We start from the raw sequence: 26116 nt of genomic DNA, 5'->3' as shown, positions 1-26116 counted from the left end.
TGTGTGCCGCCCGGCCACCCCCTACCCGGGTACACCGGTACCGCCCCCGCCACCGCGGGCCCCATTTTGTTGGGGCACCCCCGCGGGGCTGGGCCCGGCGCTACCACGGCGGTGCACCCCCGGTAGCGCCGGGCCATGCCCGGCGAGCGCAGCGGCATCCATCCGCCCTCGACACGGTCAGCGGGCCCGATCAGGTAGAATCCGCGGCCTTATCCATCAACGCACGTACGGAAAGACCCATGGGTAGAGGCCCCTCCATCGAGAACCGCAAGAACGCGTCTGACGCGAAGCGCGGCAAGATTTTCACCAAGATCATCCGTGAGATCGGCGTGGCCGCCCGCGGCGGTGGAGGCGACCCCAACAACAACCCGCGCCTGCGTGTAGCCGTGGACAAGGCGCTGACCGCGAACATGTCCAAGGACGTGATCGAGCGCGCCATCAAGAAGGCCACCGGTGAACTGGAAGGCGTCGAGTACGAAGAGATCCGCTACGAGGGCTACGCGCCCGGTGGCGTGGCCGTCATCGTCGATTGCCTGACCGACAACCGCGTGCGCACCGTGGCCGATGTCCGCCATGCGTTCAGCAAGTGCGGCGGCAACATGGGCACCGAAGGCTCGGTCAGCTTCATGTTCAAGCGCGTGGGCGTGCTGCACTACGGCGCCGGCGCCGATGAGGACGCCATCTCCGAAGCGGCCATCGAGGCCGGTGCCGATGACATCGTGGTCTACCCGGAGGATGGCGCGATCGACGTGCTCACCGCCGCGGACAGCTTCCACGCAGTCAAGGATGCGATGCAGGCGGCTGGCCGCACGCCGGATCATGCCGAGCTGACCTTCCGTGCCGACAACGACATCAAGGTCGAGGGCGACACCGTCCTGCAGGTCAAGAAGCTGCTGGACATGCTGGAAGACCTCGACGACGTGCAGGACGTGTACTCCAACGCCGATCTCGGCGCGGACGCCTACGCCTGAACGGACGCTGCGCCGGTCGCCTTTGGCGGCCGGTGAGCGGACAATGCGGACCATGATGACCCCAGACGTTTCCAGCCATCACCGCCGCATGCGTCCTTCCCGGATCAGCGGCCTGCGCGCGTGTGCCGCATGACCCGCATTCTCGGCATCGACCCGGGTTCACAACGGACCGGGGTCGGCATCATCGATGTCGATGCCAGCGGCCGGGTCAGCCACGTGCATCACCAGCCGCTGGTGCTGCTCGGTGCCGATGACTTCCCGCAGCGCATGAAGCTGCTGGTGCTGGGCCTGGCCGAGCTGTGCCTGGAGTTCCAGCCGCAGGAAGTGGCCATCGAAAAGGTGTTCATGGCGCGCAACCCCGATTCGGCGCTGAAGCTGGGCCAGGCCCGTGGCGCGGCGATTTCGGCGGTGGTGCTGCGCGACCTGCCGGTGCACGAATACGCTGCCAGCGAGATCAAGCTGGCGGTGGTCGGTCGTGGCGGCGCCGAAAAGCAACAGGTTCAACACATGGTCGGGCTCATGCTCAACCTGAAAACCAAGCTGCAGGCCGACGCGGCCGACGCGTTGGCCGTGGCCATCACCCATGCCCACGTAAGGGCAACGGCCAACCGCCTGGGGCTGACTGCCCGCCAGGCGTGGGGCCGCAAATGAGGAGCTGCACGCAATGATCGGTCGACTGCGCGGAATCGTCGCCTACAAGGCGCCGCCGTGGCTGGTGGTGGACGTCAACGGGGTGGGCTACGAGCTGGAGGCGCCGATGAGCACCTTCTACGACCTGCCCGAGCTGGGCCGTGAGGTCACGCTGTACACCCATTATTCGCAGAAGGAAGACAGCGTCTCGCTGTACGGCTTCCTGCGCGAAGGCGAGCGCCGCCTGTTCCGCAACGTGCAGAAGGTCAGCGGCATCGGCGCGAAGATCGCGCTGGCCGTGCTGTCCGGGGTCACCGTCGAAGAATTCGCCCGCATGGTCCAGGCCGGCGACATCACCGCGCTGACCCGCATCCCCGGCATCGGCAAGAAGACCGCCGAGCGCATGGTGCTGGAACTGCGTGACCGCGCGGCGCAGTTCGGTGCCGGTGGCGCACTGCCGACCGGCAGTGGCCCGGCCCCGGCCGATCCGCTGTCCGATGCCACCGTGGCCCTGCAGCAGCTGGGCTACAAGCCCGCCGAGGCGGCGCGGATGGCGCGCGAGGCCTTCAACGAGGGCGACGAAGTGGCCATGGTCATCCGCAAGGCCCTGCAATCGGCGCTGCGCTGAGCCGCTCCGTTTCCTTCCCCATTACACCCTGAGCTTCGCCAGGAGCCCCATGTCCAGCAGTCAAACCCCGCACACCGCCGCCCAGGGTGGCCATGGTCACGCTCCCCCCGCCGGGGGCCTGGCGCTGATCATCGGTGCGATCGGCGTGGTCTTCGGCGATATCGGCACCAGCCCGCTGTACACCCTGAAGGAGGCGTTCTCGCCGCACTACGGGCTCAACAGCGACCACGACACCGTGCTGGGCGTGCTGTCGCTGGCGTTCTGGGCGCTGAACATCGTGGTCACCCTGAAGTACGTAACCATCATCATGCGCGCCGACAATGACGGCGAGGGCGGCATCATGGCGCTGATGGCGCTGACCCAGCGCACGCTGCGCAACGGGTCGCGCTCGGCCTACGTGGTCGGCATCCTCGGCATCTTCGGCGCCTCGCTGTTCTTCGGCGATGGGGTGATTACCCCGGCGATATCGGTGCTGGGTGCGGTTGAAGGCCTGGAGGTTGCCGCGCCGGGGCTGCACGCCTTCATCGTGCCGATCACCGTGGTGGTGCTGCTGGCCGTGTTCGCGGTGCAGCGTTTCGGTACCGCGAAGATCGGCAAGCTGTTCGGCCCGATCACCTCGATCTGGTTCATTTCGCTGGCCGCGATCGGCATCTACAACATCGTCGACGCGCCGGAAGTGCTGAAGGCGTTCAACCCGTGGTGGGCGATCCGCTTCTTCATGGAGCACGGCTGGCACAGCATCTTCATCCTCGGCGCGGTGGTGCTGGCGGTGACCGGTGGCGAGGCGCTGTACGCCGACATGGGCCACTTCGGTGCCAAGCCGATCCGCCACGCCTGGTACTTCTTCGTGCTGCCCTGCCTGGTGCTGAACTACCTGGGGCAGGGCGCGCTGGTGCTCAACCATCCCGAGGCGGTGAAGAACCCGTTCTTCGAGGCGGTGCCGTCGTGGGCGCTGTACCCGATGATCATCCTGGCCACGATGGCGGCGGTGATCGCCTCGCAGTCGGTGATCACCGGTGCGTTCTCGGTCTCGCGCCAGGCCATGCAGCTGGGCTACATCCCGCGCATGCGCATCAAGCACACCTCGCACGACACCATCGGCCAGATCTACATCCCCGGCATCAACTGGGGCATCGCGGTGATGGTGATCGGCCTGGTGCTGGCCTTCCGCAGCTCGTCCAACCTGGCCGTGGCCTACGGCATCTCGGTGTCGGCCACCATGCTGATCGATACCCTGCTGCTGGCCCTGGTTGCACGTTCGCTGTGGCCCAAGGCACGCAACTGGATCCTGCCCTTGTGCGTGGTGTTCTTCATCATCGATCTGGGCTTTGTCATCGCCAACGGCGCCAAGCTGCTGCAGGGCGCCTGGTTCCCGGTGGTGCTGGGCATCTTCCTGTTCACCATGATGCGCACCTGGCGCCGTGGCCGCGAGTTGCTGCGCGACGAGATCCGCAAGGACGGCATCCGCATCGACACCTTCCTGCCGGGCCTGATGCTGGCGCCGCCGGTACGCGTACCCGGCACCGCGGTGTTCCTCACCGCCGACCCGACCGTGGCCCCGCATGCGCTGATGCACAACCTCAAGCACAACAAGGTGCTGCACGAGCGCAACGTGTTCCTGCATGTGGTGACCCTGCCGGTGCCGTACGCGGCGGAAGGGCAGCGCCTGAAGATCGAATCGGTGGGCGATGAGTTCTATCGGGTCTACGTGCGTTTCGGCTTCATGGAGACCCCCGATGTACCGCTGGCGCTGATGCGCTCGTGCGACCACGGTGGCATCTACTTCGACCCGATGGACACCACCTTCTTCGCCAGCCGCGAGACCATCGTCGCCACCGCCAACCGTGGCATGCCGATCTGGCGCGACAAGCTGTTCGCGCTGATGCACAGGAACGCCGCCCCGGCGACGGGCTTCTTCCGGATTCCGGGTAACCGCCTGGTCGAGCTGGGCGCGCAGGTGGAGATCTGAGCGCGCGGGGTCGGATCCCTTTTCCACAGGAGAAGGGCTCTGACCCCATGTCCGTGTCATCCAGCTCCATCCACGCATGGCGTGGATCTACCGTGTCGACCAAGGTCGACACCCACCTATAGCAGGGCATGCCGTGTCGACCAAGGTCGACACCTACCAGGAGCAGGCCATGCCATTCCGGCAGATCGCGGAGATCTGTCGAAGGCGGGGTGGGTCCGGTTGCGGGGGCGTGAGCGCCATGGATGGCGCGACCGAGCTTACAGGGACGCACTTGCAGCGTCCCCCGCAACCGGATCCACCCCGCCATCCCTCAGGAAACCTGCTTCTGCTGTCGCTTCGGCAGTTGAAGTTGCAGTTGCTTCTGCGGGTGCCGGGCGCAGCCCGGCCGAATCTCCCCGCTTTTACCGCATAATCAGCACATGACCGACGACCGCATCATCGCCGCCGGCGCCACCCGCGAGGATGACGCCGCCGACGCCAGCATCCGACCCAAGCGACTTGCCGACTATCTCGGCCAGGTGCCGGTGCGCGAGCAGATGGAGATCTACATCCAGGCCGCCAAGGGTCGTGGCGATGCGTTGGACCATGTCCTGATCTTCGGCCCCCCCGGCCTGGGCAAGACCACCCTCAGCCACGTCATCGCCAACGAACTGGGCGTGGCCCTGCGCGTGACCTCCGGCCCGGTGATCGAGAAGGCCGGCGATCTGGCCGCGCTGCTGACCAACCTGCAGCCGCACGATGTGCTGTTCATCGACGAGATCCATCGCCTGTCGCCGGTGGTGGAAGAAGTGCTGTATCCGGCGATGGAAGATTTCCAGATCGACATCATGATCGGCGAGGGCCCTGCGGCGCGCTCGATCAAGATCGACCTGCCGCCGTTCACCCTGATCGGCGCCACCACCCGCGCCGGCCTGCTGACCGCACCGCTGCGCGACCGCTTCGGCATCGTCCAGCGCCTGGAGTTCTACAGCGTCGAAGAACTGACCCGCATCGTGCGCCGCTCGGCCGCGATCCTGGCCATCGACTGCACCGCCGACGGGGCAGGGGAGATCGCGCGCCGCGCGCGTGGCACCCCGCGTATCGCCAACCGCCTGCTGCGCCGCGTGCGCGATTACGCGCAGGTCAAGGCCGGTGGCCACATCGACCAGACCGTGGCCCAGGCCGCAATGCAGATGCTCAAGGTCGACCCGGAAGGCTTCGACGAGCTTGACCGCCGGCTGCTGAAGACCATGGTCGATTACTTCGACGGTGGCCCGGTGGGCATCGAGTCGCTCGCCGCGGCGCTGTCCGAAGAGCGTGGCACGCTGGAAGACGTGGTCGAGCCGTACCTGATCCAGCAGGGCTTCCTGGTGCGGACCGCGCGTGGCCGCATGGCGACCCACAAGGCCTACCGGCACATGGGCCTGAAGCCGAAGAACCCGCCGCAGGACCTGTTTGCCGAGGTCCCCGATGTCGGTTGAACCGCGATTCAGTTGGCCGACACGCATTTACTGGGAAGATACCGACGCTGGCGGGGTGGTCTACCACGCCCGCTACGTGGCCTTCATGGAACGGGCCCGGACCGAATGGATGCGCGCGCTGGGCTACGGCCAGGAGCGCATGCGGTCCGAGCACGGCATGGTCTTCGCGGTGCGCTCCATGCAGATGGATTTCATCAAGCCGGCACGGCTGGATGACCAGCTGCAGGTAAGCGCCAACCTGGTCCAGCTGAAGAAGGCCAGCATGGTCTTCGACCAGCAGGTCCTGCGCGACGGCCAGCTGCTGCTGTCCGCACAGGTCCGCATCGCCGCACTGGACGCGGCCAGTTTCCGCCCGCGTGGCATGGACGATGCCGTCCTTGCCGCGCTGCAACCCCACCTCCACCCCGAATCCGAACAGAACTCTTGAGGAACAACGGATGATCGCAACGCTCCTGGCCCTGCAGGCCACGGTCACCGAGGCTTTGCCGGCTGACGTCAGCAATGCCGCGACCCAGACCCTTGCCCAGGCCACCACCGGCGGCGGCATCAACTACCTCGAACTGATGGCCAAGGCCAGCTTGCCGGTGAAGATCATCGTGCTGGCGCTGCTGGTCGGCTCGTTCGTCAGCTGGGTGATCATTTTCCGCAAGGCCCGCATCTTCAAGCAGGCCACCCGCGAAGCCGACGAGTTCGAGAACCGCTTCTGGTCCGGTGCCGACCTGGGCAAGCTGTACAGCTCGGCCACCGACCGCAGCCGCAATGTCGGCGGCCTGGAAGCCATCTTCGAAGCCGGTTTCCGCGAGTACACCCGCCTGCGCGACAAGCGCCGGCTGGATGGCCGTGCCCAGCTGGAAGGTGCCCAGCGCGCCATGCGCACCACCTACACCCGCGAAGTCGATCAGCTCGAGCGCAACCTGGAACTGCTGGCCAACATCGGCTCGACCGCCCCGTACGTGGGCCTGGTGGGTACCGTGTTCGGCATCATGGTGACCATGCACGACATGATCAGCAGCGGCGCCCAGGCCGGTATCGCCGCCGTCGCCCCGGGCATCTCCGAAGCGCTGTTCGCCACTGCCATCGGCCTGTTCGTGGCGATCCCGGCAGTGTGGGCCTACAACCGCTTCACCACCCGCGTGGAGCGCATGTCGGTGCGTTTCGAGACCTTCGCCGACGAGTTCAGCTCGATCCTGCAGCGCCAGAGCGCTGGCGACGAGTAAGCGCCAGACCCGGGAGTCCAAGCCATGTCCGCTGCCATCGGTCGCCGCAAGCGCCGCAAGCTGAAATCGGAAATCAACGTCGTTCCCTATATCGACGTCATGCTGGTGCTGTTGATCATCTTCATGGTCACCGCGCCACTGCTCACCCTGAGCTTCGATGTCGACCTGCCCAATTCCAACGCCAAGGCGCTGGAAAGCAAGCAGGACCCGGTGATCGTCTCGGTGCGCCAGGACGGCCAGCTCAGCCTGAAGCTGCCCGACGCCAAGGAACCCACGGCCGTCACTGCCGAGGAACTGCAGGGCCACCTGTCCGGCATCGCCGCGCAGGACAAGGGAGTGCGCGTGATCGTCGCCGCCGACCGTGCCGTGGCCTATGAAAAGGTCATCGCGGCGATGGACGTGATCAAGCGCGCCAACGTGGACAAGGTAGGCCTGGCCACCGATGCACGCTGACGCCCTGCCGCCACCGCACAAGCAGGAACCCGGCTGGGGCCAGCCGATGGTGCTGGCCGTGCTGGTGCACCTGCTGGTCGCGTTGATCTTCATCGGCGCCTGGCTGTGGTCACCGCAGCGCAATACCGATGCCGCCGCAGGTGATCCCTCGGTCGAGGCCAGCCTGGCACTGTCAGCGTCCGAAGCCGCTGCCGCCCGCCAGGCCCTGCGCCAGTCGGAAAAGCTGGAAGACCTGCCGCCGCCGGTGGCCGAACCGATCCCGGTGCCGGAAGACACCATCCCGCCGCCGCAGCCGATTGAAGAGCCGCGCCCGCAGGACGCACCGACGCCGCAGCAGCAACAGGCGCAGGAGCGCGTGGCGCAGCCCGATACCAAGGACCAGGACGCGGTCAGCGCGTTGGCCATCTCGCAGGAAAAGGCCAAGCAGGAGCAGGAAGCCAAGCGCCGCCAGGAGCAGATCGACCTCACCGAGCGCAAGCGCCAGGAAGAGGCCGAGCAGAAGCTGCGCCTGGCCAAGCAGCAGGAAGCGGACGCCAAGAAGAAGCAGGCCGAGCAGGAGCGCCTGGCCGCTGACAAGGCCGAGGCCGAGAAGCAGAAGAAGATCGCCGACATCCGTGCCCGCCGCGAGCAGGCCGAGAAGGAAGCCAAGCTGGCCGAGCGGAAGCTGCGCGAGGTCGCTGCTGCTCGCAATGCCGCAGGCACGGCCGCTGCCGGTGCCAGTGGTGCAGCACAGCCGGCTGCCGGTGGTGGTGGCAGCAGTGATGATCTGTCTGCCAAGTACGCGGCGGCCATCCAGGCCAAGGTGCTGGCGCAGTGGGTGCGTCCGGACAGCGTGCCGCTGGGCCAACGCTGCCAGATCACCATCAACCAGTTGCCGGGCGGTACCGTCCGCAGCGCCACGGTCAGCGCCGGCTGCCCGTTCGATGAAGCCGGCAAGCGCTCGATCGAGGCCGCCGTGCTCAACGCCCAGCCGCTGCCGTACCGCGGTTTCGAGCAGGTATTCGCACGCACGATCAACTTCACGTTCACCGCCCAGGATCGCTGAGGCGCGGGGCAGGGCAGCCCTTTGGGGCTGTCCCGTCATCCAATGACGCCTTTAGCTCTGGATCGTGCGGGCCCGTCCACGCCATGCTTGGGACGCGTCATTCGCACGAAAGGTGGCCGCGACGTTAACGGCATGTGAGAGACCCGGCTGGCACTGACCAGGAATTCACGTACCCTTGGTTCATGATTGCGAAGCGGTTCACTGCCGTTTTGTTATCCCTCGTTCCGGTTCCCCCTATTTGAGCGCTCCATGAAGAAGATGCCTCGCTGGCTTGCCGTGTTTGCGGCCCTGTTGCTGCCCTTTGCTGCCGTCGCGCAGCAGAAGGGGCTGGATATCGACATCATCGGCGGCAATGCCTCCGCCCTCCCGATCACCATCGTGCCGATGCCCTACCAGGGTGCAGCCGGTGCTCCGCAGACCGACGTCGCCGGCGTGGTCCGTGCCGACCTCGAACGTTCGGGCCAGTTCCGCACGCTGCCCGAAGCGCAGATCGTCGAAAAGCCGATTCGTGGCGGTGACATCCAGTTCGCCACCTGGCGCGCGCTGAAGCAGAACTACATCGTCGTCGGCCGGGTCATGGACGCCGGTGCCGGCGCCTACCGCGTCGAGTACGAACTGTTCGACGTGCCCAAGGGCGAGCGCCTGCTGGGCCTGGCGATGACCGCACGTGGCAATGCCATGCGCGACGTTGCCCACCAGATGGCCGACGCCATCTACGAGAAGATCACCGGTGTCCGTGGTGCCTTCTGGACCCGCATCGCCTACGTGACCGCCAGCGGCAAGGGCGACGCCATGCGCTACGCGCTGATGGTGGCCGATTCGGACGGCTTCAACCCGCAGACCATCGTGCGTTCGGCCGAGCCGCTGCTGTCGCCGTCGTGGAGCCCGGATGGCAACAAGCTGGCCTACGTCAGCTTCGAGCGTGGCAATTCGGCCATCTACATCCAGAACATCTCCACCGGCGCCCGTGAGCTGGTCACCAGCTTCCGCGGCATCAACAGCGCCCCGGCCTTCTCGCCGGACGGCCGCAAGCTGGCCCTGACCCTGTCGCGCTCGGGCAACCCGGAAATCTACGTGATGGATCTGGGCAGCAAGCAGCTGACCCAGCTGACCAACCACTTCGCCATCGATACCGAGCCGACCTGGGCGCCGGACGGCAGCGCGGTGTACTTCACCTCCGACCGCGGCGGCCGTCCGCAGGTCTACAAGGTCGGTGCCGGTGGTGGCAGCGCCGAGCGCGTGACCTTCCAGGGCAACTACAACGCCAAGCCTTCGGTGTCCTACGACGGCAAGAAGATCGCTGTCGCCCAGGGTTCGGGCAACAGCTACAAGATCGCCCTGATGGACAGCTCGCTGGGTTCGCCCCGCTGGAGCACGCTGTCGCCGGGTTCGCTGGACGAATCGCCGAGCTTCGCGCCCAACGCGAGCATGGTGCTGTATGCCGCCCGTGAGGGTGGTCGTGGTGTGCTGTACGCCGTCTCGGCCGATGCGCGCGTGCGCCAGCGCCTGGTTCTGGCAGACGGTGATGTGCGCGAGCCGGCATGGTCCCCATACCGTACCCAGCGCTAAAAGAGTGTTAATATTTTCTCTGTATTGAACCCCTCATCGGCTTAGGAGCCACAAAGGTATCGCCATGAACAAGTCCACCCGCGTTCTGCTTGTTTCCCTGCTGTCTGTGGCCGTCCTGGCCGGTTGCTCGAAGAAGGTCAAGGAAGAAGCCCCGGCTCCGGTCGATACCGGCACCTCGACCACCACCCCGACCGGTCCGTCCACCTCCGGCCTGTACGGCCCGGGCGACCTGGACACCGATGCCTGCCTGCGCCAGCGCGTTGTCTACTTCGACCTGGACAAGGAAGACGTGAAGCCGGAATTCCAGGCCATCATGGCTTGCCACGCCAAGTACCTGCGTGACCGTCCGTCCTCGCGCATCACCCTGCAGGGTCACACCGACGAGCGCGGTTCGCGCGCGTACAACCAGGCCCTGGGCGAGCGTCGTGGCAACGGCGTCAACTCGGCACTGCAGGCCAACGGTGGCTCGGCTTCGCAGCTGACCGTCGTTTCCTACGGTGAAGAGCGTCCGGTCTGCACCGAGTCGAACGAGTCCTGCTGGTCGCAGAACCGTCGCGTCGAAATCGTCTACACCGCGCAGTAATCCATGCGCCTTGGCATCAAACTGATGCTGGTCGTTGCGGCAGCCCTCGTGGCTGCCGCACCGGCGCATGCACAACGTCAGAGCCTGGCCGACCGCGTCGGTTCGCTCGAGCAGCAGATGTACAACAACAGTGCCAATCAGGACCTGTTGAACCAGATCAATCAGCTGCGGCAGCAGGTCACCAGCCTGCAGGCCTCGATCGAGCAACTCCAGCACGACAACGCCCAGCTCAAGCAGACCGCCCAGGACCAGTACCTGGATCTGGACAGCCGCCTGAACCGGTTGGAAGGGGGCTCTGCCGCCCCGGCCCTGCCTGCGGTTCCGGCGAGCGCACCGAAGGCTCCTGCAGCCCCGGCAAAACCCGCAGCGGCGGCCACTTCCGAGCGGCCGCCTTCCGTCCATGGTGACCCGGGCAGTCTGGCCGTCACCGGTGACGAGCGTACGTCCTACAACGTGGCCTTCGACGCATTGAAGGCGGGCAAGTACGATGATTCGGCGCAGCTGTTCCTGAGCTTCCTGGAGCTGTACCCGAACGGCGTCTACGCCCCCAATGCGCTGTACTGGCTGGGTGAAAGCTATTACGCCACCCGCAATTTCCCGATGGCCGAGTCCCAGTTCCGCGAACTGCTCTCGCGCTATCCCACCCACGACAAGGCCGCTGGCGGCCTGCTCAAGGTCGGCCTCTCGCAGTACGGCGAGGGCAAAGTCGACCAGGCCCAGCAGACGCTGGAGACCGTCGTGGCGCAATACCCGGGCTCGGATGCCGCGCGTACCGCGCAGGACCGCCTGCAGTCGATCCGCCTCGGCAATCAGATCCGCTGATCCGCTGAGCGGGCGTACAATGTGTTCCCCGTAGCGCCGAGCCCTTGCTCGGCTGCTTTCGTTTCCGGGTCGGCAAACCCGTCCGGATCCGGTAGCGCCGGGCCATGCCCGGCGGCTTGCATTACCCGCCGGGCCATACCCGACCGGCTGCTGTTGTAGAGCCGAGCCATGCTCGGCTGCGTTCGTTACCGGCCACGGTAGCCCACCCGCCACGTGTCCCATCAAGAAGTCCCTGCCATGACCGCCGTTCCCCCGTCCGCCGCCGTCGCCACGCCCAGCGAAATCGTGCAGTCGCCCCTGCCGCGCCTGAAGATCACCGAGATCTTCACCTCCCTGCAGGGCGAAGCCGATACCGCCGGTTGGCCGACCGTGTTCGTGCGCCTGACCGGCTGCCCGCTGCGCTGCCAGTACTGCGACACCGCCTACGCCTTCCACGGCGGCACCTGGTGGGACATCGACGACATCGTCGCCCACGTGCAGGCGCAGGGCGTGCGCCACGTCTGCGTGACCGGCGGCGAGCCGCTGGCGCAGAAGCGCTGCCTGGTGCTGCTGCAGAAGCTGTGTGACGCCGGCCTGGATGTGTCGCTGGAGACTTCCGGTGCGCTGGACGTCAGCGCCGTCGATCCGCGCGTGTCGCGCGTGGTCGACATCAAGACCCCCGGCTCGGCCGAGGTCGCGCGCAACCGCTGGGAAAACCTGCCGCTGCTGACCACGCGTGACCAGATCAAGTTCGTGATCTGCAACCGCGAAGACTACGACTGGGCCAAGGCCATGGTCGCCGAACACCAGCTGGTGCAGGGCACGATGGTGTTCTTCTCACCCAGCAAGGGCGAAATCACTGCCCGCCAGCTGGCCGACTGGATCGTGGAAGACCGGCTGCCGGTGCGCTTCCAGATGCAGTTGCATAAAATCCTGTGGAACGACGAGCCGGGCCGATGAGCCGACGCAGCGTTTCCTGATGTAGCTCCGGCGCGGGACAGCGTGCTGGCTTTCTCCCCCAACCGGATGATTTACCCATGAAGAAGGCAGTCGTGCTTCTCTCCGGCGGCATGGATTCAGCCGCCGTCATCGCCATGGCCCAGGAACAGGGCTTCGCCGTGCATGCCCTGAGCGTGCGTTACGGCCAGCGCCACACCTCCGAGCTGGATGCTGCCGCGCGCGTGGCCAAGGCCCAAGGCGTGATCGTGCACAAGACTGTGGACGTGGACCTGCGCAGCATCGGCGGCTCGGCGCTGACCGACGACATCGACGTGCCCGAGGCGGGCGGCGAGGGCATTCCGGTCACCTACGTGCCGGCACGCAACACCATCATGCTGTCGCTGGCGCTGGGCTGGGCCGAAGTGCTTGGCGCCAACGACATCTTCTGCGGCGTCAACGCCGTGGACTACTCCGGCTACCCGGATTGCCGCCCCGAGTTCATCGCCGCCTTCCAGGCGCTGGCCAACCTGGCGACCAAGTCGGGCGTGGAAGGCGCGGGCATCACCGTGCATGCGCCGCTGCAGTTCCTCAGCAAGGGCCAGATCGTCAGCGAAGGCGTGCGACTGGGCGTGGACTTCGGCCTGACCGTGTCCTGCTACAACGCCGATGCCAGCGGCGCGGCCTGCGGGCATTGCGATGCCTGCCGCCTGCGCGCGCAGGGCTTCGCCGATGCCGGCGTGGCCGACCCGACGCTGTACGCCTGACCGGCTCTGGTAGGGCCGGCCGCTGGCCGGCTTCCCCGGCAGGTCTCATTCTGGTAGGTGCCAACCTTGGTTGGCGCTGTCCGCCGGGCGCGGCCCGGCGCTACCAATGTTGGGATTCGGGTAGTGCCGGCCGCTGGCCGGCAGCCCCGGCAGGTCTGATTCTGGTAGGTGCCAACCTTGGTTGGCGCTGTCCGCCGGGCGCGGCCCGGCGCTACCGCTGCGGCAGCCAACCCGATGCTTCAATGAAACCGCGCACCGCAACCGGATCGCTGTAATCCAGCTCGATCATCCGCGCGATCGCCGCCTGCTCATCCGGCTGCTGCCGCATGTACTCCTGCGCGATGCGGTAACCAGCGTAGTACCCCACATCACTCACCCCGAACGGATTGCGGGCGTTGTTGTACAGCCAGTTGTCCAGCGCATCGCCATCCATCTCCGCTCTGAAGCGAGCGCGGATCTCCGATTCGTGCAACGGCCCGTAGGCATACAGCGGCAGCGCCGGTCGGCGACCGCTGATCCGCTCGGCGATGTACTCGGCCACGCCTTCGCGCACCGCGTACTGTGCGAGCGATCCCGTAGTCTCGCGCTGTTGGGTGTGCACGTACTCATGCAGGTTGTTCTGCGCGTTGTTCGCGCCGGGCGCGCTGTCGTAGAAGACCCGCAGGCGACTGCGCAACGGCTCCGGCAGTTCGATGACATCCACGCTTGCATCGCCGAGTGCCATTTCCGCGCCGATCAGCACCTGGTCCCCCAGCGTGGTGCCGCCTGTGCGCAGCACGCCCACCGCATAGGTGATGCTGGCCGGGCGCAGGGCGGGGTAGAGCCTGTGGAACACAGCCAGATCCTGCTCGAGCGTGGCGCTGGCGTGCCGGGCGTTGGCGGTCAGCGGCCGCACCGAGGCCCAGAAGCGCGGCCAGGCGAGCATTGCTTGTGCGTATTCGGCGGCGGTGTAGTTGCGCACCTTCATCAGCGCATGCAGGCCGGCACTGCCCGGCTCGACGTAGTGCTGGCGGACCAGGGCCACCCGCTGCGCGGCATCGGGCTCGGCAAGCACGGCATCGTAGGTACTCCAGAATCGGGCGATGTCATCCATCTGTACCGATGGGGCCGCAGCGGTGGTGACGGTGCAGGGCAGCAGCAGGCAGGCGAACAGAAAGAAGGGCAGGCGCATCCGTGGCTCCGAAGGACGAAGGAGTGTGCATGAGATGCGTCCGCTGCATGGAACGGTTTAACTGCAGGCCGATACTGCGACGATTTCTCTCTACCGCACAAAGTAGGGTAGAATGCCCACCCCGCCGACAGGCAGGGATGTTGCATGGGCCGTTAGCTCAGTCGGTAGAGCAGAAGACTTTTAATCTTTTGGTCGATGGTTCGAATCCATCACGGCCCACCATCGCAGACAGCGCCGGCATCACCTGCCGGGCAACCCCGAAAGCGCCGAGAGGCGCTTTTTTGTTGCCCGCGTGCAGCCACGGTCGGCATGCCGCGGCGCCAGCGCAGGAAATCTTCCAGCAACACCAATTAATTACCTTTAAGGTAATTAATTCGGGAATAAAAAGTAATGAATCGTGCGGTTTTGGCCGGTCAGAATCGACCGGCCTGGTCTCTTTCAACCGTAGTGCGCGCGTAGAAGCCCCGCATCGTGGAAGGAAATCCCCTCGCGGATGCACTCCTCGGCGCGTTCCATATCCTTGTGCAGCTGGATCAACGCATCGTCGGCGAGCTGGTCGATGTCCACCACCCCGCAACAGGCCTGGTCGATCACATGCTGCATCGGCTCCCCCCAGCGCCGGCGTACGTTGCGGATCATGCGGCAATGCCACTCGCGCATGATGGCGTCCATCCGCCGTTCTCCCGGGGCTGCATGTGCCTCACCGGCCACCACCCGCAAGGCAGGTGTCGGGTTGCGACCGCCGCGCAGTTCCTGGGTCCTAGCGGCCAACCGCTGTGCGAGCTCCTCGAGTCGCGTGTGAGTCATCCTTCGCCTCCCTGATCCGTTTTGCCAGAAGCTTCGTCAGGTCGAGCACATTGTCCGGGGCCGAAGGCTGACCGAACTCGTCCACGACCATGAATGCGGTCTCCAGCAGCACAGGATCGTAGATCCATTCCGGTGGATCGCCGACCAGCTCCAGGTAGTGCGAAAGCACCTTGACCGCAGCGCTCATCTTCTCGAAATCCAGTCCCGTAGATTGAGACTGAAGCGACATCTCAACGTCCTGATCGGCACGATCAAGCGTGCCGTGCGGGAGTTGCATTGCCGACTCGAGATCGCGTGCCAGACGATGGCCGATGCTCTTCGGGTTGCTCTCCGAAATCCACTGGCTGACCTGGGGCTGCGCCCAGCGGGTGCCGCCGAACAGGCGGGCCCATTCGGCCGGGCCGCCGGCAGCGGCAACGCGGAGGCGCATGTTGAGGGTGCGGGCGGTACTGGCGTCCATCTGCAAATGGTGCTCTGCATTACCAATCCAGCAAATGACCAAAACGGTATTGACTTGGCATTACCGGGACGGTAATGTGGGGCCATGAACCTCATCGACTACGCCATCTCCCAAGGGGGCTACGGCACCCCCAGTTGCCCCGTGATGCGCCGTCTGGCCCACCAGACCGGCTGTGCGCTGCGGACCCTCTACATGATCGCCCGCGGCCACAAGTTGCCTGGCGCCCGTCTGTGCCGACGCATCGAGCTGGCCACGGCCGGTGCGGTCCGTCGTGAATTCCTGCGCCCGGATGTGTTCGCGCCGGGTCCGTCGTCCATCCAGGGAGAAGCCCACCATGCAGCTTGATACGTTCGGCGAATACGTCCGCAGCCGTCTGGAGCACTGGGGCGGGGAATACGCCCTGCATCGCGACTGCGAATACCTGGGCTTCCAATCACGCAACCTGCTGGCCGTATTGATCGAGCATGGCGGCGACATGCCCGGCCGTGCGCAAGGGTACAAGCCACTGGAGACGGACCTGCTGGCGCAGCAGATCGAAGACATCATCACCGCAGTTGCCCGTGACAACGTGGCGATGGCCTGCGCACTGCGTGGCTACTACTGCGGTCGCGGCCGTCGCAAGGTCGAGCGCTTCGAGACCGCCAATCTGCTGCTCGCCAACTGCGGGCAGCGACCGGTCTCCAACCGGCATTACCTGAACCTGGTCGAGCTGGGCTTCCAGCGCGTGCGCGGCTGGATGGAAGGCATCGCCCAGGCCGCATGAGCGGTGGGCTCAACTTTCGCCCGTCTCCCGACCGGATGAACCCTCGCGCCCAGCCGGCAGCGAGGCGGGCACCTCTCCCGGCCACCTCGGTATGTCGTGGCCAGCATCAAATCCTGGACTTTCCATGAAAGAAGAAATCTTCAGCGCAGTGGGCGCAGCGGCGGCCAAATCGGCTCCGCCGGTAACCGTTGCCGGTGCACTTGCCGCCGGCATCACCCTGGACCGCCTGGTGGTGGTCCTGACCATCATCTATCTCGCCGCACAGATCGCTTACCTGTGCTGGCGCTGGCTGCGCGAGTGGCGGCGGAAGGGACGCGAATGAGTACGCCGCCCACAGCGTTGCCGATGCGCCGCCTGGTTGCCGCGCTGGTCCTCAGTGCCGCAGGCCTGATCGCCATTGTCGAGCATGAGGGCTATACCGACGCGGCGGTGGTGCCGACCCGCAATGATCGGCCCACCTATGGTTTTGGCTCGACCCGGCGCGAGGACGGCACGCCGGTCCGGCTCGGAGACCGGACTACGCCCGTCCGTGCGCTGCGCACCGTGGAAGCGCACCTGGCGCGCGAGGAATCGCAATTCCGCGCATCGTTGCCGGGTGTCGCGCTGACCCAGGGTGAGTACGACACCTATGTCGACTTCCTTTACCAGTATGGGATCGGCAACTGGAATGGATCATCCACGCGCCGGCATCTCCTGCGAGGTGAGTACCGCCAAGCGTGCGATGCGCTGCTGCTGTGGAAGCGGGCAGGGGGCTACGACTGCTCGACCCGGGTCAACGGACAGCCCAACAAGGTGTGTTGGGGCGTATGGCAACGGCAGCAACAGCGTCATGCCCGCTGCCTGGCGGAGCAGTGAGGGATGCCACGCACATTGATCGCGATTGCGCTGCTGGTGCTGTGGTCGTCGGTGATGTTCGCGGCAGGCTGGGGCTGGCGTGGCGATCGCAGCGATGCCGCAAAGGCAGAGGTTGCGTCGCTGCAGCATGCCGAGGCAATGCAGGCCGAGCGCGCAGCGCGCGAACGGCAGGCGGTACAGACCGGGGCGATGGCCTCGCTGGGAGAACAGCATGAACAAGATCGAGAGCGTGCGGCCGAAGTGGAAACGGAGGCGGTTGCTGGCCTGCGTGCTGGCAGTCTCCGGTTGCGCAACGACCTCGCCGCCTGTCATACCGGTCGCTTGTCCGACGCCACCGCCAGCGCCCGCGAACGTGATGCGGGCGCCCAACTACGAGCAGAGGTTGCGGCAGCGCTTGTTCGAATCGGACGCGACGCCGACGACCAGCTCAGGAGCTGCCAGGCGGTGATCGCGTTGGACCGGCGTTGAAGGCGTGCGGGTCGCGGTGGGGTCAGACCTTCGGTAACCCATGACGAGCGTTCACCAGCGGATCTTCGCAATAGCGGGCGATATGAAGTCTGCCGTGCGATCAGTGTGGCGTTATGCTCAGCGTCTTTCCCGGGATGGCCGCCCCATGCGTTTGATCGTGCTGTCGCTGTTGTTGTCCGCTGTCTCCGCCGCGCCGCTGATGGCCGCCGAACCGACGGCGCAGACGGCGGCCGCTTCGCCGCTGGTGATCGGTGAGACCTTCACCATCCAATCCAAGGCGCTGGGCGAAACCCGCCGCATCAACGTCTATCGCCCGCAGCCGTGGGGCCTGGACCCGAAGACGCCACTGCCGGTGCTGTACATGCCCGACGGCGGCATCGGCGAGGACTTCCTGCACGTGGCCGGGTTGGTGCAGGTGCTGACCGGCAACGGCAGCATGCGCCCGTTCCTGCTGGTCGGCATCGAGAACACCGAGCGCCGCCGCGACATGACCGGCCCCAGCAACGTGGCGGAGGACCAGAAGATCGCGCCACGCATTGGTGGCTCGGCGGCGTACCGTGATTTCCTGCGCGATGAACTGATGCCGCAGATACGCCAGCGTTATGCGACCACCGACGAGCGGGCACTGATCGGGGAATCGCTGGCCGGGTTGTTCGTGATCGAGACGCTGCTGCAGGAACCGGCCTTGTTCAACAGCTATATCGCGCTGGACCCCAGCCTGTGGTGGAACCACGGCGCCTTGCTGTCTGGCGCAGGCAAGCAGGTGCCGTCGGTCGCGCGCAGCGGTGCGCGGCTGTTCCTGGCCAGCAGTGGTCAGCCGGAACTGGCTGCGTCGAGCGCACGCTTGGCGGCGCTGCTGCAGCAGGCATCGCCGGCAACGCTGGTGAAGTACCAGCCGCTGCCGGAAGAGACCCATGCCACGATCTACCACCCGGCCGCCCTGCAGGGCCTGCGTACGTTGTTCCCGGCACCGCCGCCGGCGTCGCCCTGAGCGTAGCTGGCACCGGGTTGCGCGGCATGCCAGGTGGTTGGGGATAAAATTCAACCGCTATCGGATCGGTCATGGCTGCGAGTGGTACTGGTCGGGTCAACGGAATCAGTCTGCGCGGGTAGGTGGGCGTGGTAGTTCTTTCTGATAGCCACTCAGCAACAGCCCTCCGATGAGTGCCACTAGATCTACGGGTAGTCGTCTTTGTAGGTTCATCGCTCGTCCCTCCGCTGGATGCGTGGTATGGCGCTCATTATTCTCTAGGCAATTACACTGCGATCGACGTGGGGCGAGTGCGGTGATGGCCGCGCTTGCTTCGTATGCTCGCAGTGATTTGTGGATCGATACATGCTCTCAAGGTGGCGCATTCGGCATGTTTTTTGTGGGGCGTTGGTAGATGGCCCGGGGATCTGTGCGCACGCCCCAGCGTGTAGGCACATGCGGAGGACTTCTGCAGTTCGATAGGGACCGAACCATCGTCAACATCAAATCCAAGCACTGCTTGGCTCAATCCAGATCCAGCCGACCCCGCCGGGCTACATGCCGAGTCAATTGCGACGGCGGCCCTCTTCTAAGAATGCTCTGAAAAATTCACGCAGGGTTGTTCAGGCCCTCCCTAAGTCAAATCACCTGCGCTAGCCTGATTGCCCTCACAACATGGAACGGGGTGTGATCAGTCGCTATGAATTCTCTTGCGATTACGGACAATATCGGCACGCAGCCCCGCCTCCCACTACGCGTAACTGTATACAAGGTGCTCGCAGGAGACCTGATACATGTCCAAACGCCGAACGAGGAGAGTCTCCTTATTGATTGTGGTTTCCATCGTGGTAAAGCCATTCTGGAAGCCGTTCTAGGTCAGAAGCGTAGTCTGGACGTCATTGTTGTCACTCATCAGCATCTCGATCACTTCGCAACGCTTGCGAACTTCGTCTCATCATCGGAAATGCGGCCGCGAATCTATCATTCCGGAGTGTCGTACCCCCAAGGCTATACCCCCTCCGTAAGCCTAAGTACATGTCCTCACTACGGTGGCCTGGAAGCTCCTCTTTGGCAGCAGTACTCAACCTACATACGCGGAACACATCGATGGAAATTGATTGACGGCCTGAGCGATGTAAAGGTATCGAACCTTTTGCCGTCTGAACAGTTTCAAGTGGAGTCAGATGGCGAATACCATTCACTCAACCGATCATCAACGCCCCTCCTTATTGAGTACGCGGGTCATCGCATTATGATCGGCAGCGACGCTGAGGCTGATCAATTGATAGGCGCGATCGAACGGAATGCGGTTACTGTCGGCTTGTACATCGCGAGCTCGCATGGCCGGCCGACACACAATGATGCCTCTGCACTGAAGGCATTGAACCCCGCGTTCATCTGTCTCACGGATTCTTTTGAAGGATCTGACTTCACTAAACACTATCGTAAAGCCGTCCCTGGCGTCGACGTCAGAAGCGTCAATATCGATGGGAGCCAGTGCTATTCGTTCTGGAGCGATGGTCGCGTGGAACGTGAGTCCGTGGAGGTGTACGGATGACGAGTAAAATCGCAGTGCTAGGAGTCAGTTCGCTTCAGGGCGAGAGCGAGCTACTGGCGCGCTCAGTACTTGAAGATGTTGTACGAATTGCGAAACAACATCGATCTACTCTACTGGCCGGGACCGGTGGTGGCGTGTCCACCTTGCTTGCAAAAGTGGCGGCGCAGGGCGGCATTCCAGTAGTTGGCATTTCTCCGGCCACAGATGCAAAGTCGCATATAGAACTCACCGGAGAAGATCCGTCTATTTATGCAACGATGATTTACACAGGGATGGGATACAAAGGGCGAAACGTCACGCTAGTCAGATCCGCAGATGTCGTCGTAGCGCTCGGAGGGCAAACCGGCACGCTCAATGAACTAACGATCGCTTGGGATGAAGGTAAGCGGATCGCCATAGGTCAAGATGGCGACGCACTGGGCTGCGCCCCCGCGATTTTCAGGGGCTTGGTACCGCGCGTCAGCAAGAAGGCACACAATGCCTAGCTTTTTGATGCGCCAAATGTTGCATGCGCGCTTGATGCCGCCTTGATCTCGATTGAGCCCTCATCGGGGTTTGCGCCGGCCACCGACAGCTCAATTGAGGATTTATTCCGTCAGGCGGGTGCGATCAGCGAAGGTCATTTCGCGATCAAGTCCGGTCATCACACGATCGAGTTTTGGGAGAAGGCACGATTGCTGGCAATGCCTGATCTCGTCGCCGATATTGCCCGTCGTATGGCGTCGATAGTTAAAGAAGCTGAGGCAGAGGTGCTGATTGGCCCCCCGATTGGAGGAGCCATCCTCGCTCATGCGGTAGGCCTACATTGCGAACTCCCGGCCCTGTTCTTCGATAAAGGTCCGGAAGGCGAAATGTTGGTCTTGCGCGGGTATAGCTTGAAGAAGGGCGCAAGAGCTTTGATCGTCGACGACATTGTTTCAGTTGGAGGTACGATTGCATCAGCTGAAGCAGCCATTGAATCGCTTGGACTTCAATGCGTGGGCTCTCTAGTGATTGTTGACAGACGTGGCGGATCGCCCCGCGAATCCCTGGCAGAGCTAAAGCATCCGCTACGAGCGCTCTTGGTGAAGGATACTCCCCGCAATGAATCACCTGATGATTGTTCAGCGTGTAAGCAGGGAGTGCGATTCGAAGTGCATAAGGAAAGGCTAGCCTTGGCGGACTGACGATGGATGTCACAAGTGATGAGCGATGGATGCGTTGCGCCCTATTGGCAGGTCGACGTGCGCAAGGAATTTCCTATCCAAACCCACCCGTTGGAGCCGCATTGGTCCACGAGAATGAATTACTCGCCGTAGGTTGGACCCAAGCTCCTGGTCACGAACATGCTGAAGCCATGTGCTTTAGGCAGTGCGCAGCAGTCCCACCAAATAGCACGCTATACGTCACCTTGGAGCCGTGCAACCATGTAGGAAGAACGGGGCGATGCACGGATCTGGTGATAAACGCTGGGATTGGTCGGGTGGTCGTGGGCCTTGAGGATCCGAACCCATTGGTCGCAGGCGCCGGAATTTCCCGATTGCGTGATGCTGGGATAGAGGTAGCAGTGGGCGTTCTAGCGAGCAACCTCAGAGAGGATATGGCGGAGTACTTGTATCGGGTAGGGGAAGGACTAACCAGTGGCTTTCTTCAGCAGTCGGGCCAACGCTGGGACCACGCAGCACAGTCTTGGGAGCAACATAGAGCCGGAAATCGCTGGACCGAAGAGTTTATTTACCGACAGAGCCTGCGAGAGCAGCTTGGCGACGTCAGCGGGCTAAGGATCCTGGACTTCGGCGGCGGCAGTGGAGAATTCTCTGAGTTCCTGCATGAGAATGGCGCGATAGTGACGTATGTCGATCATTCCGCACAGATGCGGGAAATTGCGAGGCATAAGACGAATGGAGTCCTTGAGGCATACTGCTTAACCGAAGATCTAGAAGGCTCGGCCCGGCCGCAACTGTTCGATGCTGTTGTCGCCAATATGGTGCTTCATGATGTTGAAGATCTCGGTGGAACGCTAGGCTGGCTTTCGAGCCGACTGGAGATGGGCGGCCGCTTGTTTGTGACCATATTACACCCTTGCTTCAAGCCCCCAGTGCACGGATGGAGTTCGCTGAGTGAGTCGAGCGCTCGGTACATGATCGATCGATATGGGAATATAGGCCTGAATCTTACGGCCGTTTTCGGCGGCGGCCCTTCGAGCATTCCCACCCTTAACATTCATCGCCGGCTGTCTGACTATATGGCGGCGCTCTTGGCTATCGGCCTCGTGCTCGACTCCGTTTTCGAGCCCGATGGTCGTTGGCACCCGGAGTATTTTGCAAGTCCGTTGGCAGTGGCTGACGATTGGTTTCGGCGCGCTCCTGTGTTGGGTTTTTTGGCTCACAAACCCCAATGCTAACCACTGCTTCTTCTTTTCCCGTTCATGCTGACAGAGGGCTGCGAGGAAGCGAGAGAATGCTTGGCAATCGTATTGCGCAGTACGACTCAGTCAGCGCCTTCTCTATTGAATTGGTTGAGGTCTGTAAGCGCTACCTCGTTGAACGGGCGAATGAACTAGGTGGAGTTACGCGGGCGGGCAAGCTGCACCAACTCACCCAATCCTATTTATCAATACTGCGCCCGATCCCGTTGCCGTTCGCGGGCCGGCTTAGGAACGTTGCTGACCTTCACCTCGCACTTGGCGGCTCGGGAAGCATTCGTGAGTTGCAAGCCACCGTTTGGCGAACCATCTGCTTTGTCCTTTTACCAGATCTCATGGCAGGAGGAGCTCGATCAAAGCCTGCCAGGGCCGCAAGGAACGCCGGGCTGGACTGTGACTTTTGCTTGGAGTTGATCGAACACGCAAAATCCAAGCTGGAAAGGTCGCAGGTTCTCTCTCATCGGGAGGTTCTCTGCCCGCCCTCAGATCCGATCAAATTCTGGCAATCCAAGGCTAGGGTCGGCCCTCCCGATCTAGGCCGTTTTAGCCGGTGCTGGAGCGGACATCGCCGTGCCGATTTTCTGCGTGAAGGAGGCGCGTTCAGTGGTGTCGAGATTGCACTGAGAAGCCCTCGTGGCGAAGAATATGTTCCTTGGCTGGACGGAGCCCGTCTGGTATGTATGCGGCCGGACTCGGTATTTGCCAAAACTGCGACAGCTTTGCGAGAACCTGTCATAACCGGTCCATCAAACACCGCGGCGGATATGACGAAGTTTGCCCGTATTTTAGGTGCGGGCGGCGATCCTCGGCTCACGCCCGCTGCTATTGCCTACTTGCTTCCGACCGGGTCACATTCGCTCTTCGAAGTTCTATTTGGATTGAGGATGGGCACTGCTTTCCCTGATATCCACGAGCTGGCTTACTGGCGGCACCAAGCAATATTGGGTGAATCCTCTAACGATCATTCCGTTTAAGCGATCATCTACATATGCACTCACGTTTAGTACCAGCTTACCTGACCGTGTTCCTAGATCATGTCGCATTTGGTTTAGCTGCTCCAACGATACCCATTGCGTTGACTGAAATTTCAGGCGATGCAACTTCTAGTGCCGTACTGATCGGGGTATCGGTATCTGTGTTCGCGCTCGCTCAACTTGTTGCTTCGCCTGTCGCTGGCTGGTGCTCTGATCGCTGGGGCCGCAGGCGACTGTTAGTTGTAGGTAGTGTTTTGCTCAGTAGCGGATTTCTCGTCATGGCTGCTGCACAAACTGCTTCTTCCTTTATCATTGGTCGATCAATCTGTGGCATTGGAGCGGCGAATGCTGGGGTGGCTTCCGCCTATGTGGCGGACTGGACCGCGCCAGAAGAGCGGGCGCGCGCGTACGGCTGGTTGGGCGTTGCTTTCGGCTCTGCCTATGTTGTTGCCCCGGCTGTAGGCGGCTTCCTGGGAGAAATTAATTGGCGCCTTCCATTCGCGGTTGGCGCACTCGTCGCCATGCTGAATGTGGTGGCTTGCAAATTGCTTTTGAAGGCTCCTATGCCATCACTCACCGCAAGCCCAGCGGATGTGGTGGAGCCGAGGGGCATCGCCAAGCTACAATGGCGGCGATTGATATTAATCGCATTCTTGTCATCATTAGCGAACACTGTTTATCCGACAGCCCTTGCATTGCTTGTCATGAGTCGGTATCAGTGGAATATCAAGGATGTTGGGGCGCTGCTGGGTGCTGTTGGGATTTGCACGCTGATAGTGCAGGTTGCCGTCTACCAATGGGGCGCGAGAAGGTTTGGTCCAAGGCTCATGTTAATTTTCGGATTGACGTGTGGCATTGTTGGCTTCGTCGTTTATGCTTTGGCGCCCACATCAGGTTGGTTTTACGCAGGTGTTCCGATCATGGCGCTATGGGCATTCGGCCCGCCTGCGGTGCAATCGATGCTCGCAGAAGCAGCGTCAGCGCGTGACGCTGGCCGGATGCAGGGAATTCATATGGCGACTGCGGCAGTGGCCAATCTGGCTGGACCCGCGATCTTTTCCTTGTTATTGGCGGTGCAGCTTCAAGGCGGCACGCTCCTCGGTTCCATCGCATATCCCTTTTTGGCATCTGCATTTATTCTCGCAGTTGCTTTGATCCTCTCGCTCACAGGGTTGAACGACTGGTCGCATTGCTGCAGCGGGCCTCGCCGTCGCGGCTGGTGAAGTACAACCGCTGCAGGAAGAGACCCACGCGACGATCTACCACCCGGCGGCGCTGCAGGGCCTGCGCACGCTGTTCCCGGCACCGCCGCCGGCCTCGCCCTGAGAGCGGCTTGGCGTGAGGCAACGGGCCGTGTGAGGATGCGGTAGCGGCGCCACCTTCGTGCGTCGCCCGCAACAGGAGAGCGCGGATGCAGCGTGTGCGTGGATGGAGTGTGCTGACCTGCCTGGCCCTGGCAGGTTGCGCGATGTCGGTGGCGCCGCCGGCAACGCAGAATGAAGCCAGGGAAAGCGCGACAGCCGTGCCAGGCGTGGTACTGCCTGATACCGAGTCACTGCGCGTGCATGACCCGATCGGGCGCGACTATGCCCTGTGGGTGGCGTTGCCTGCCGGCTACGCGGCGCATCCGCAGAAGCGTTATCCGGTGGTGTACGTGACCGATGCGCTGTACAGCTTTCCGCTGGTGCGCAGCATACGCAACCTGGTGGGGCAGCAGGGCGTCAACATCGAGGATTTCATCCTGGTCGGTTTGCCGCCGCAGGAAGGCCTGACCTCCAAACAGAGCCGCTCGCGCGACTACACCCCCAGTGATCCTGTGCGCACCCCTGCCGGCTACTACAGCGATGACGTGACCTATGGCGGCGCGGCCCATTACCGCGACTTCCTGGCTGACCACGCGCTGCCGATGATCGATGCGCGCTACCGTACCGATCCGGCCCGGCGCGTGTTTGCGGGTCATTCCTATGGCGCGCTGTTGGGTGCTTACGTGCTGACGACCCAGCCCGACATGTTCGGCACCTACATCCTGTCCAGTCCGTCGCTGTGGTTCGACCAGGGCCTGCTGCCGCGCATGCAGGATGCCGCCGTGATGCCGTCACAGCCCATCCGCGTACTGCTGTCGGTGGGCGGCTACGAGACGGTCAAGCCGGGGCCGCGCTATTCAACGGGCAACGACATGCTGCGGCAGGCCGCCGACTTCGCCGGCCAGCTGCGGCGCAGTGGTCGCAAGCTGCAGGTGGAGAACATCGTGATTGATGGCGAAGACCATCTCACCGTATATCCGCGCGTGATCACCCGCGCGCTGCTGCAGGTGCTTCCGGGCGAAGGGCCGTATACCGGCGGCTGACGGCCGGCTCCATCCACGCATGGCTTGGATCTACTGGCAGCATTTTCCGTTCACGCAACGGTGCGCATCGCCGTAGAGCCACGCCATGCGTGGATGCACCAGTAGACCCACGTCATGAGTGGATACACCAGTAGACCCACGCAACGCGTGGATGGAGCAGTAGATCCACGCCATGCGTGGATGCACCCGTAGATCCACGCCATGCGTGGATGCACCAGTAGATCCACGCCATGCGTGGATGGAGCAGTAGATCCACGCCATGCGTGGATGGAGCAGTAGATCCACGCCATGCGTGGATGGAGCAGTAGAT

30 protein-coding genes, 1 tRNA gene and 1 pseudogene are annotated in these 26116 nt (G+C 63.5%); 29 read left to right on the top strand and 3 right to left on the bottom strand.

What is annotated here, in order from left to right:
• Window positions 1-239 precede the first annotated feature (239 nt).
• The 14 genes from ABIA73_RS21080 (at window position 240) to queC (ending at window position 13029) form a co-directional block, all read left to right on the top strand.
• A complete protein-coding gene (locus ABIA73_RS21080; protein WP_032975140.1) occupies window positions 240-971 on the top strand; it encodes a YebC/PmpR family DNA-binding transcriptional regulator in 732 nt (243 codons plus the stop codon).
• 129 nt (window positions 972-1100) lie between these two features.
• Entirely contained in the window at window positions 1101-1622 is a 522-nt protein-coding gene (gene ruvC / locus ABIA73_RS21075) for a crossover junction endodeoxyribonuclease RuvC (protein WP_025874677.1), read from the top strand.
• A gap of 13 nt (window positions 1623-1635) precedes the next feature.
• Window positions 1636-2229 carry a Holliday junction branch migration protein RuvA gene (ruvA, locus tag ABIA73_RS21070; protein WP_354276241.1) on the top strand — a complete coding sequence of 198 codons (594 nt, stop codon included), beginning with the start codon at window positions 1636-1638 and terminating at the stop codon, window positions 2227-2229.
• A 49-nt stretch (window positions 2230-2278) separates the two neighbouring features.
• Window positions 2279-4198, top strand: coding sequence for a potassium transporter Kup (locus tag ABIA73_RS21065; RefSeq protein ID WP_140225622.1), 1920 nt, complete (start codon window positions 2279-2281; stop codon window positions 4196-4198).
• 419 nt (window positions 4199-4617) lie between these two features.
• A complete protein-coding gene (gene ruvB, locus ABIA73_RS21060; protein WP_025874674.1) occupies window positions 4618-5658 on the top strand; it encodes a Holliday junction branch migration DNA helicase RuvB in 1041 nt (346 codons plus the stop codon).
• Window positions 5648-6085, top strand: a complete 438-nt coding sequence (gene ybgC / locus ABIA73_RS21055) for a tol-pal system-associated acyl-CoA thioesterase (RefSeq protein WP_279208377.1) — start codon at window positions 5648-5650, stop codon at window positions 6083-6085. Before ruvB ends, ybgC begins: the two co-directional genes overlap by 11 nt.
• A gap of 10 nt (window positions 6086-6095) precedes the next feature.
• Window positions 6096-6875, top strand: coding sequence for a protein TolQ (gene tolQ, locus ABIA73_RS21050; protein WP_025874672.1), 780 nt, complete (start codon window positions 6096-6098; stop codon window positions 6873-6875).
• Window positions 6876-6899: 24 nt separating this feature from the next.
• Window positions 6900-7328 (top strand): protein TolR, encoded by a 429-nt coding sequence (tolR, locus tag ABIA73_RS21045; RefSeq protein ID WP_025874671.1) that lies wholly within the window; start codon window positions 6900-6902, stop codon window positions 7326-7328.
• Complete coding sequence (gene tolA / locus ABIA73_RS21040; RefSeq protein ID WP_080150524.1) at window positions 7318-8373, top strand: cell envelope integrity protein TolA; 1056 nt, start codon at window positions 7318-7320, stop codon at window positions 8371-8373. Before tolR ends, tolA begins: the two co-directional genes overlap by 11 nt.
• A 249-nt stretch (window positions 8374-8622) precedes the next feature.
• Complete coding sequence (gene tolB / locus ABIA73_RS21035; protein WP_025874669.1) at window positions 8623-9942, top strand: Tol-Pal system beta propeller repeat protein TolB; 1320 nt, start codon at window positions 8623-8625, stop codon at window positions 9940-9942.
• A gap of 64 nt (window positions 9943-10006) precedes the next feature.
• Window positions 10007-10525, top strand: coding sequence for a peptidoglycan-associated lipoprotein Pal (gene pal, locus ABIA73_RS21030; protein ID WP_025874668.1), 519 nt, complete (start codon window positions 10007-10009; stop codon window positions 10523-10525).
• Between the two features lie 3 nt (window positions 10526-10528).
• On the top strand, window positions 10529-11347 hold the full coding sequence (gene ybgF, locus ABIA73_RS21025; RefSeq protein WP_025874667.1) for a tol-pal system protein YbgF: 819 nt from the start codon (window positions 10529-10531) through the stop codon (window positions 11345-11347).
• Window positions 11348-11584: 237 nt separating this feature from the next.
• Window positions 11585-12286 (top strand): 7-carboxy-7-deazaguanine synthase QueE, encoded by a 702-nt coding sequence (gene queE, locus ABIA73_RS21020; protein ID WP_354276240.1) that lies wholly within the window; start codon window positions 11585-11587, stop codon window positions 12284-12286.
• Window positions 12287-12363: 77 nt separating this feature from the next.
• Window positions 12364-13029: a 7-cyano-7-deazaguanine synthase QueC gene (gene queC, locus ABIA73_RS21015; RefSeq protein ID WP_032975132.1), complete on the top strand. Its 666-nt coding sequence runs from the start codon at window positions 12364-12366 to the stop codon at window positions 13027-13029.
• A gap of 211 nt (window positions 13030-13240) precedes the next feature.
• Here queC and ABIA73_RS21010 read toward each other — a convergent pair whose 3' ends face one another.
• Complete coding sequence (locus tag ABIA73_RS21010; protein WP_080150522.1) at window positions 13241-14200, bottom strand: DUF2268 domain-containing putative Zn-dependent protease; 960 nt, start codon at window positions 14198-14200, stop codon at window positions 13241-13243.
• A 146-nt stretch (window positions 14201-14346) separates the two neighbouring features.
• Here ABIA73_RS21010 and ABIA73_RS21005 point away from each other — a divergent pair.
• A tRNA-Lys gene (locus ABIA73_RS21005) sits at window positions 14347-14422 on the top strand.
• Between the two features lie 216 nt (window positions 14423-14638).
• Here the strand turns inward: ABIA73_RS21005 and ABIA73_RS21000 are convergent.
• A complete protein-coding gene (locus ABIA73_RS21000) occupies window positions 14639-14872 on the bottom strand; it encodes a hypothetical protein (RefSeq protein ID WP_025874663.1) in 234 nt (77 codons plus the stop codon).
• An 88-nt stretch (window positions 14873-14960) separates the two neighbouring features.
• The gene (locus tag ABIA73_RS20995) at window positions 14961-15467 is read right to left on the bottom strand and encodes a hypothetical protein (protein WP_032951727.1); all 507 of its coding nucleotides are present in this window, start codon (window positions 15465-15467) and stop codon (window positions 14961-14963) included.
• 84 nt (window positions 15468-15551) lie between these two features.
• Between ABIA73_RS20995 and ABIA73_RS20990 the strand changes: the two genes are divergently transcribed.
• The 14 genes and pseudogenes from ABIA73_RS20990 to ABIA73_RS20925 all read left to right on the top strand — a co-directional run bounded on the left by ABIA73_RS20990 (window position 15552) and on the right by ABIA73_RS20925 (window position 25806).
• Window positions 15552-15812: a helix-turn-helix domain-containing protein gene (locus ABIA73_RS20990; RefSeq protein WP_025874662.1), complete on the top strand. Its 261-nt coding sequence runs from the start codon at window positions 15552-15554 to the stop codon at window positions 15810-15812.
• The gene (locus tag ABIA73_RS20985; protein ID WP_025874661.1) at window positions 15802-16230 is read left to right on the top strand and encodes a hypothetical protein; all 429 of its coding nucleotides are present in this window, start codon (window positions 15802-15804) and stop codon (window positions 16228-16230) included. The genes ABIA73_RS20990 and ABIA73_RS20985 overlap by 11 nt, the downstream gene beginning before the upstream one ends.
• A 124-nt stretch (window positions 16231-16354) precedes the next feature.
• A complete protein-coding gene (locus ABIA73_RS20980) occupies window positions 16355-16552 on the top strand; it encodes a hypothetical protein (RefSeq protein ID WP_025874660.1) in 198 nt (65 codons plus the stop codon).
• Window positions 16549-17085: a glycoside hydrolase family protein gene (locus ABIA73_RS20975; protein ID WP_059064876.1), complete on the top strand. Its 537-nt coding sequence runs from the start codon at window positions 16549-16551 to the stop codon at window positions 17083-17085. Before ABIA73_RS20980 ends, ABIA73_RS20975 begins: the two co-directional genes overlap by 4 nt.
• A 3-nt stretch (window positions 17086-17088) precedes the next feature.
• The gene (locus ABIA73_RS20970; protein ID WP_354276239.1) at window positions 17089-17553 is read left to right on the top strand and encodes a lysozyme; all 465 of its coding nucleotides are present in this window, start codon (window positions 17089-17091) and stop codon (window positions 17551-17553) included.
• Between the two features lie 145 nt (window positions 17554-17698).
• A complete protein-coding gene (locus tag ABIA73_RS20965) occupies window positions 17699-18544 on the top strand; it encodes an alpha/beta hydrolase (protein ID WP_354276238.1) in 846 nt (281 codons plus the stop codon).
• A 679-nt stretch (window positions 18545-19223) separates the two neighbouring features.
• Complete coding sequence (locus ABIA73_RS20960) at window positions 19224-20081, top strand: MBL fold metallo-hydrolase (RefSeq protein ID WP_081323762.1); 858 nt, start codon at window positions 19224-19226, stop codon at window positions 20079-20081.
• The gene (locus tag ABIA73_RS20955; RefSeq protein ID WP_354276237.1) at window positions 20078-20566 is read left to right on the top strand and encodes an SLOG cluster 4 domain-containing protein; all 489 of its coding nucleotides are present in this window, start codon (window positions 20078-20080) and stop codon (window positions 20564-20566) included. Before ABIA73_RS20960 ends, ABIA73_RS20955 begins: the two co-directional genes overlap by 4 nt.
• 42 nt (window positions 20567-20608) lie before the next feature.
• Entirely contained in the window at window positions 20609-21247 is a 639-nt protein-coding gene (locus tag ABIA73_RS20950) for an orotate phosphoribosyltransferase (RefSeq protein WP_354276236.1), read from the top strand.
• Between the two features lie 2 nt (window positions 21248-21249).
• Window positions 21250-22464, top strand: a complete 1215-nt coding sequence (locus tag ABIA73_RS20945) for a methyltransferase domain-containing protein (RefSeq protein WP_080278302.1) — start codon at window positions 21250-21252, stop codon at window positions 22462-22464.
• A gap of 56 nt (window positions 22465-22520) precedes the next feature.
• On the top strand, window positions 22521-23459 hold the full coding sequence (locus ABIA73_RS20940) for a hypothetical protein (protein ID WP_354276235.1): 939 nt from the start codon (window positions 22521-22523) through the stop codon (window positions 23457-23459).
• 14 nt (window positions 23460-23473) lie between these two features.
• A complete protein-coding gene (locus ABIA73_RS20935) occupies window positions 23474-24682 on the top strand; it encodes an MFS transporter (RefSeq protein WP_080278301.1) in 1209 nt (402 codons plus the stop codon).
• Window positions 24637-24785: pseudogene (locus ABIA73_RS20930) on the top strand (alpha/beta hydrolase); the annotation flags it as partial. The gene ABIA73_RS20935 and the pseudogene ABIA73_RS20930, both read left to right, overlap by 46 nt.
• Before the next feature lie 85 nt (window positions 24786-24870).
• On the top strand, window positions 24871-25806 hold the full coding sequence (locus ABIA73_RS20925) for an alpha/beta hydrolase (RefSeq protein WP_218787872.1): 936 nt from the start codon (window positions 24871-24873) through the stop codon (window positions 25804-25806).
• Window positions 25807-26116 lie beyond the last annotated feature (310 nt).

The sequence above is a fragment of the Stenotrophomonas sp. 2694 genome, from assembly GCF_040548715.1.
Classification (GTDB): Bacteria; Pseudomonadota; Gammaproteobacteria; order Xanthomonadales; family Xanthomonadaceae; genus Stenotrophomonas; species Stenotrophomonas indicatrix.
This window is presented reverse-complemented; position numbering and strand designations above follow the sequence as displayed.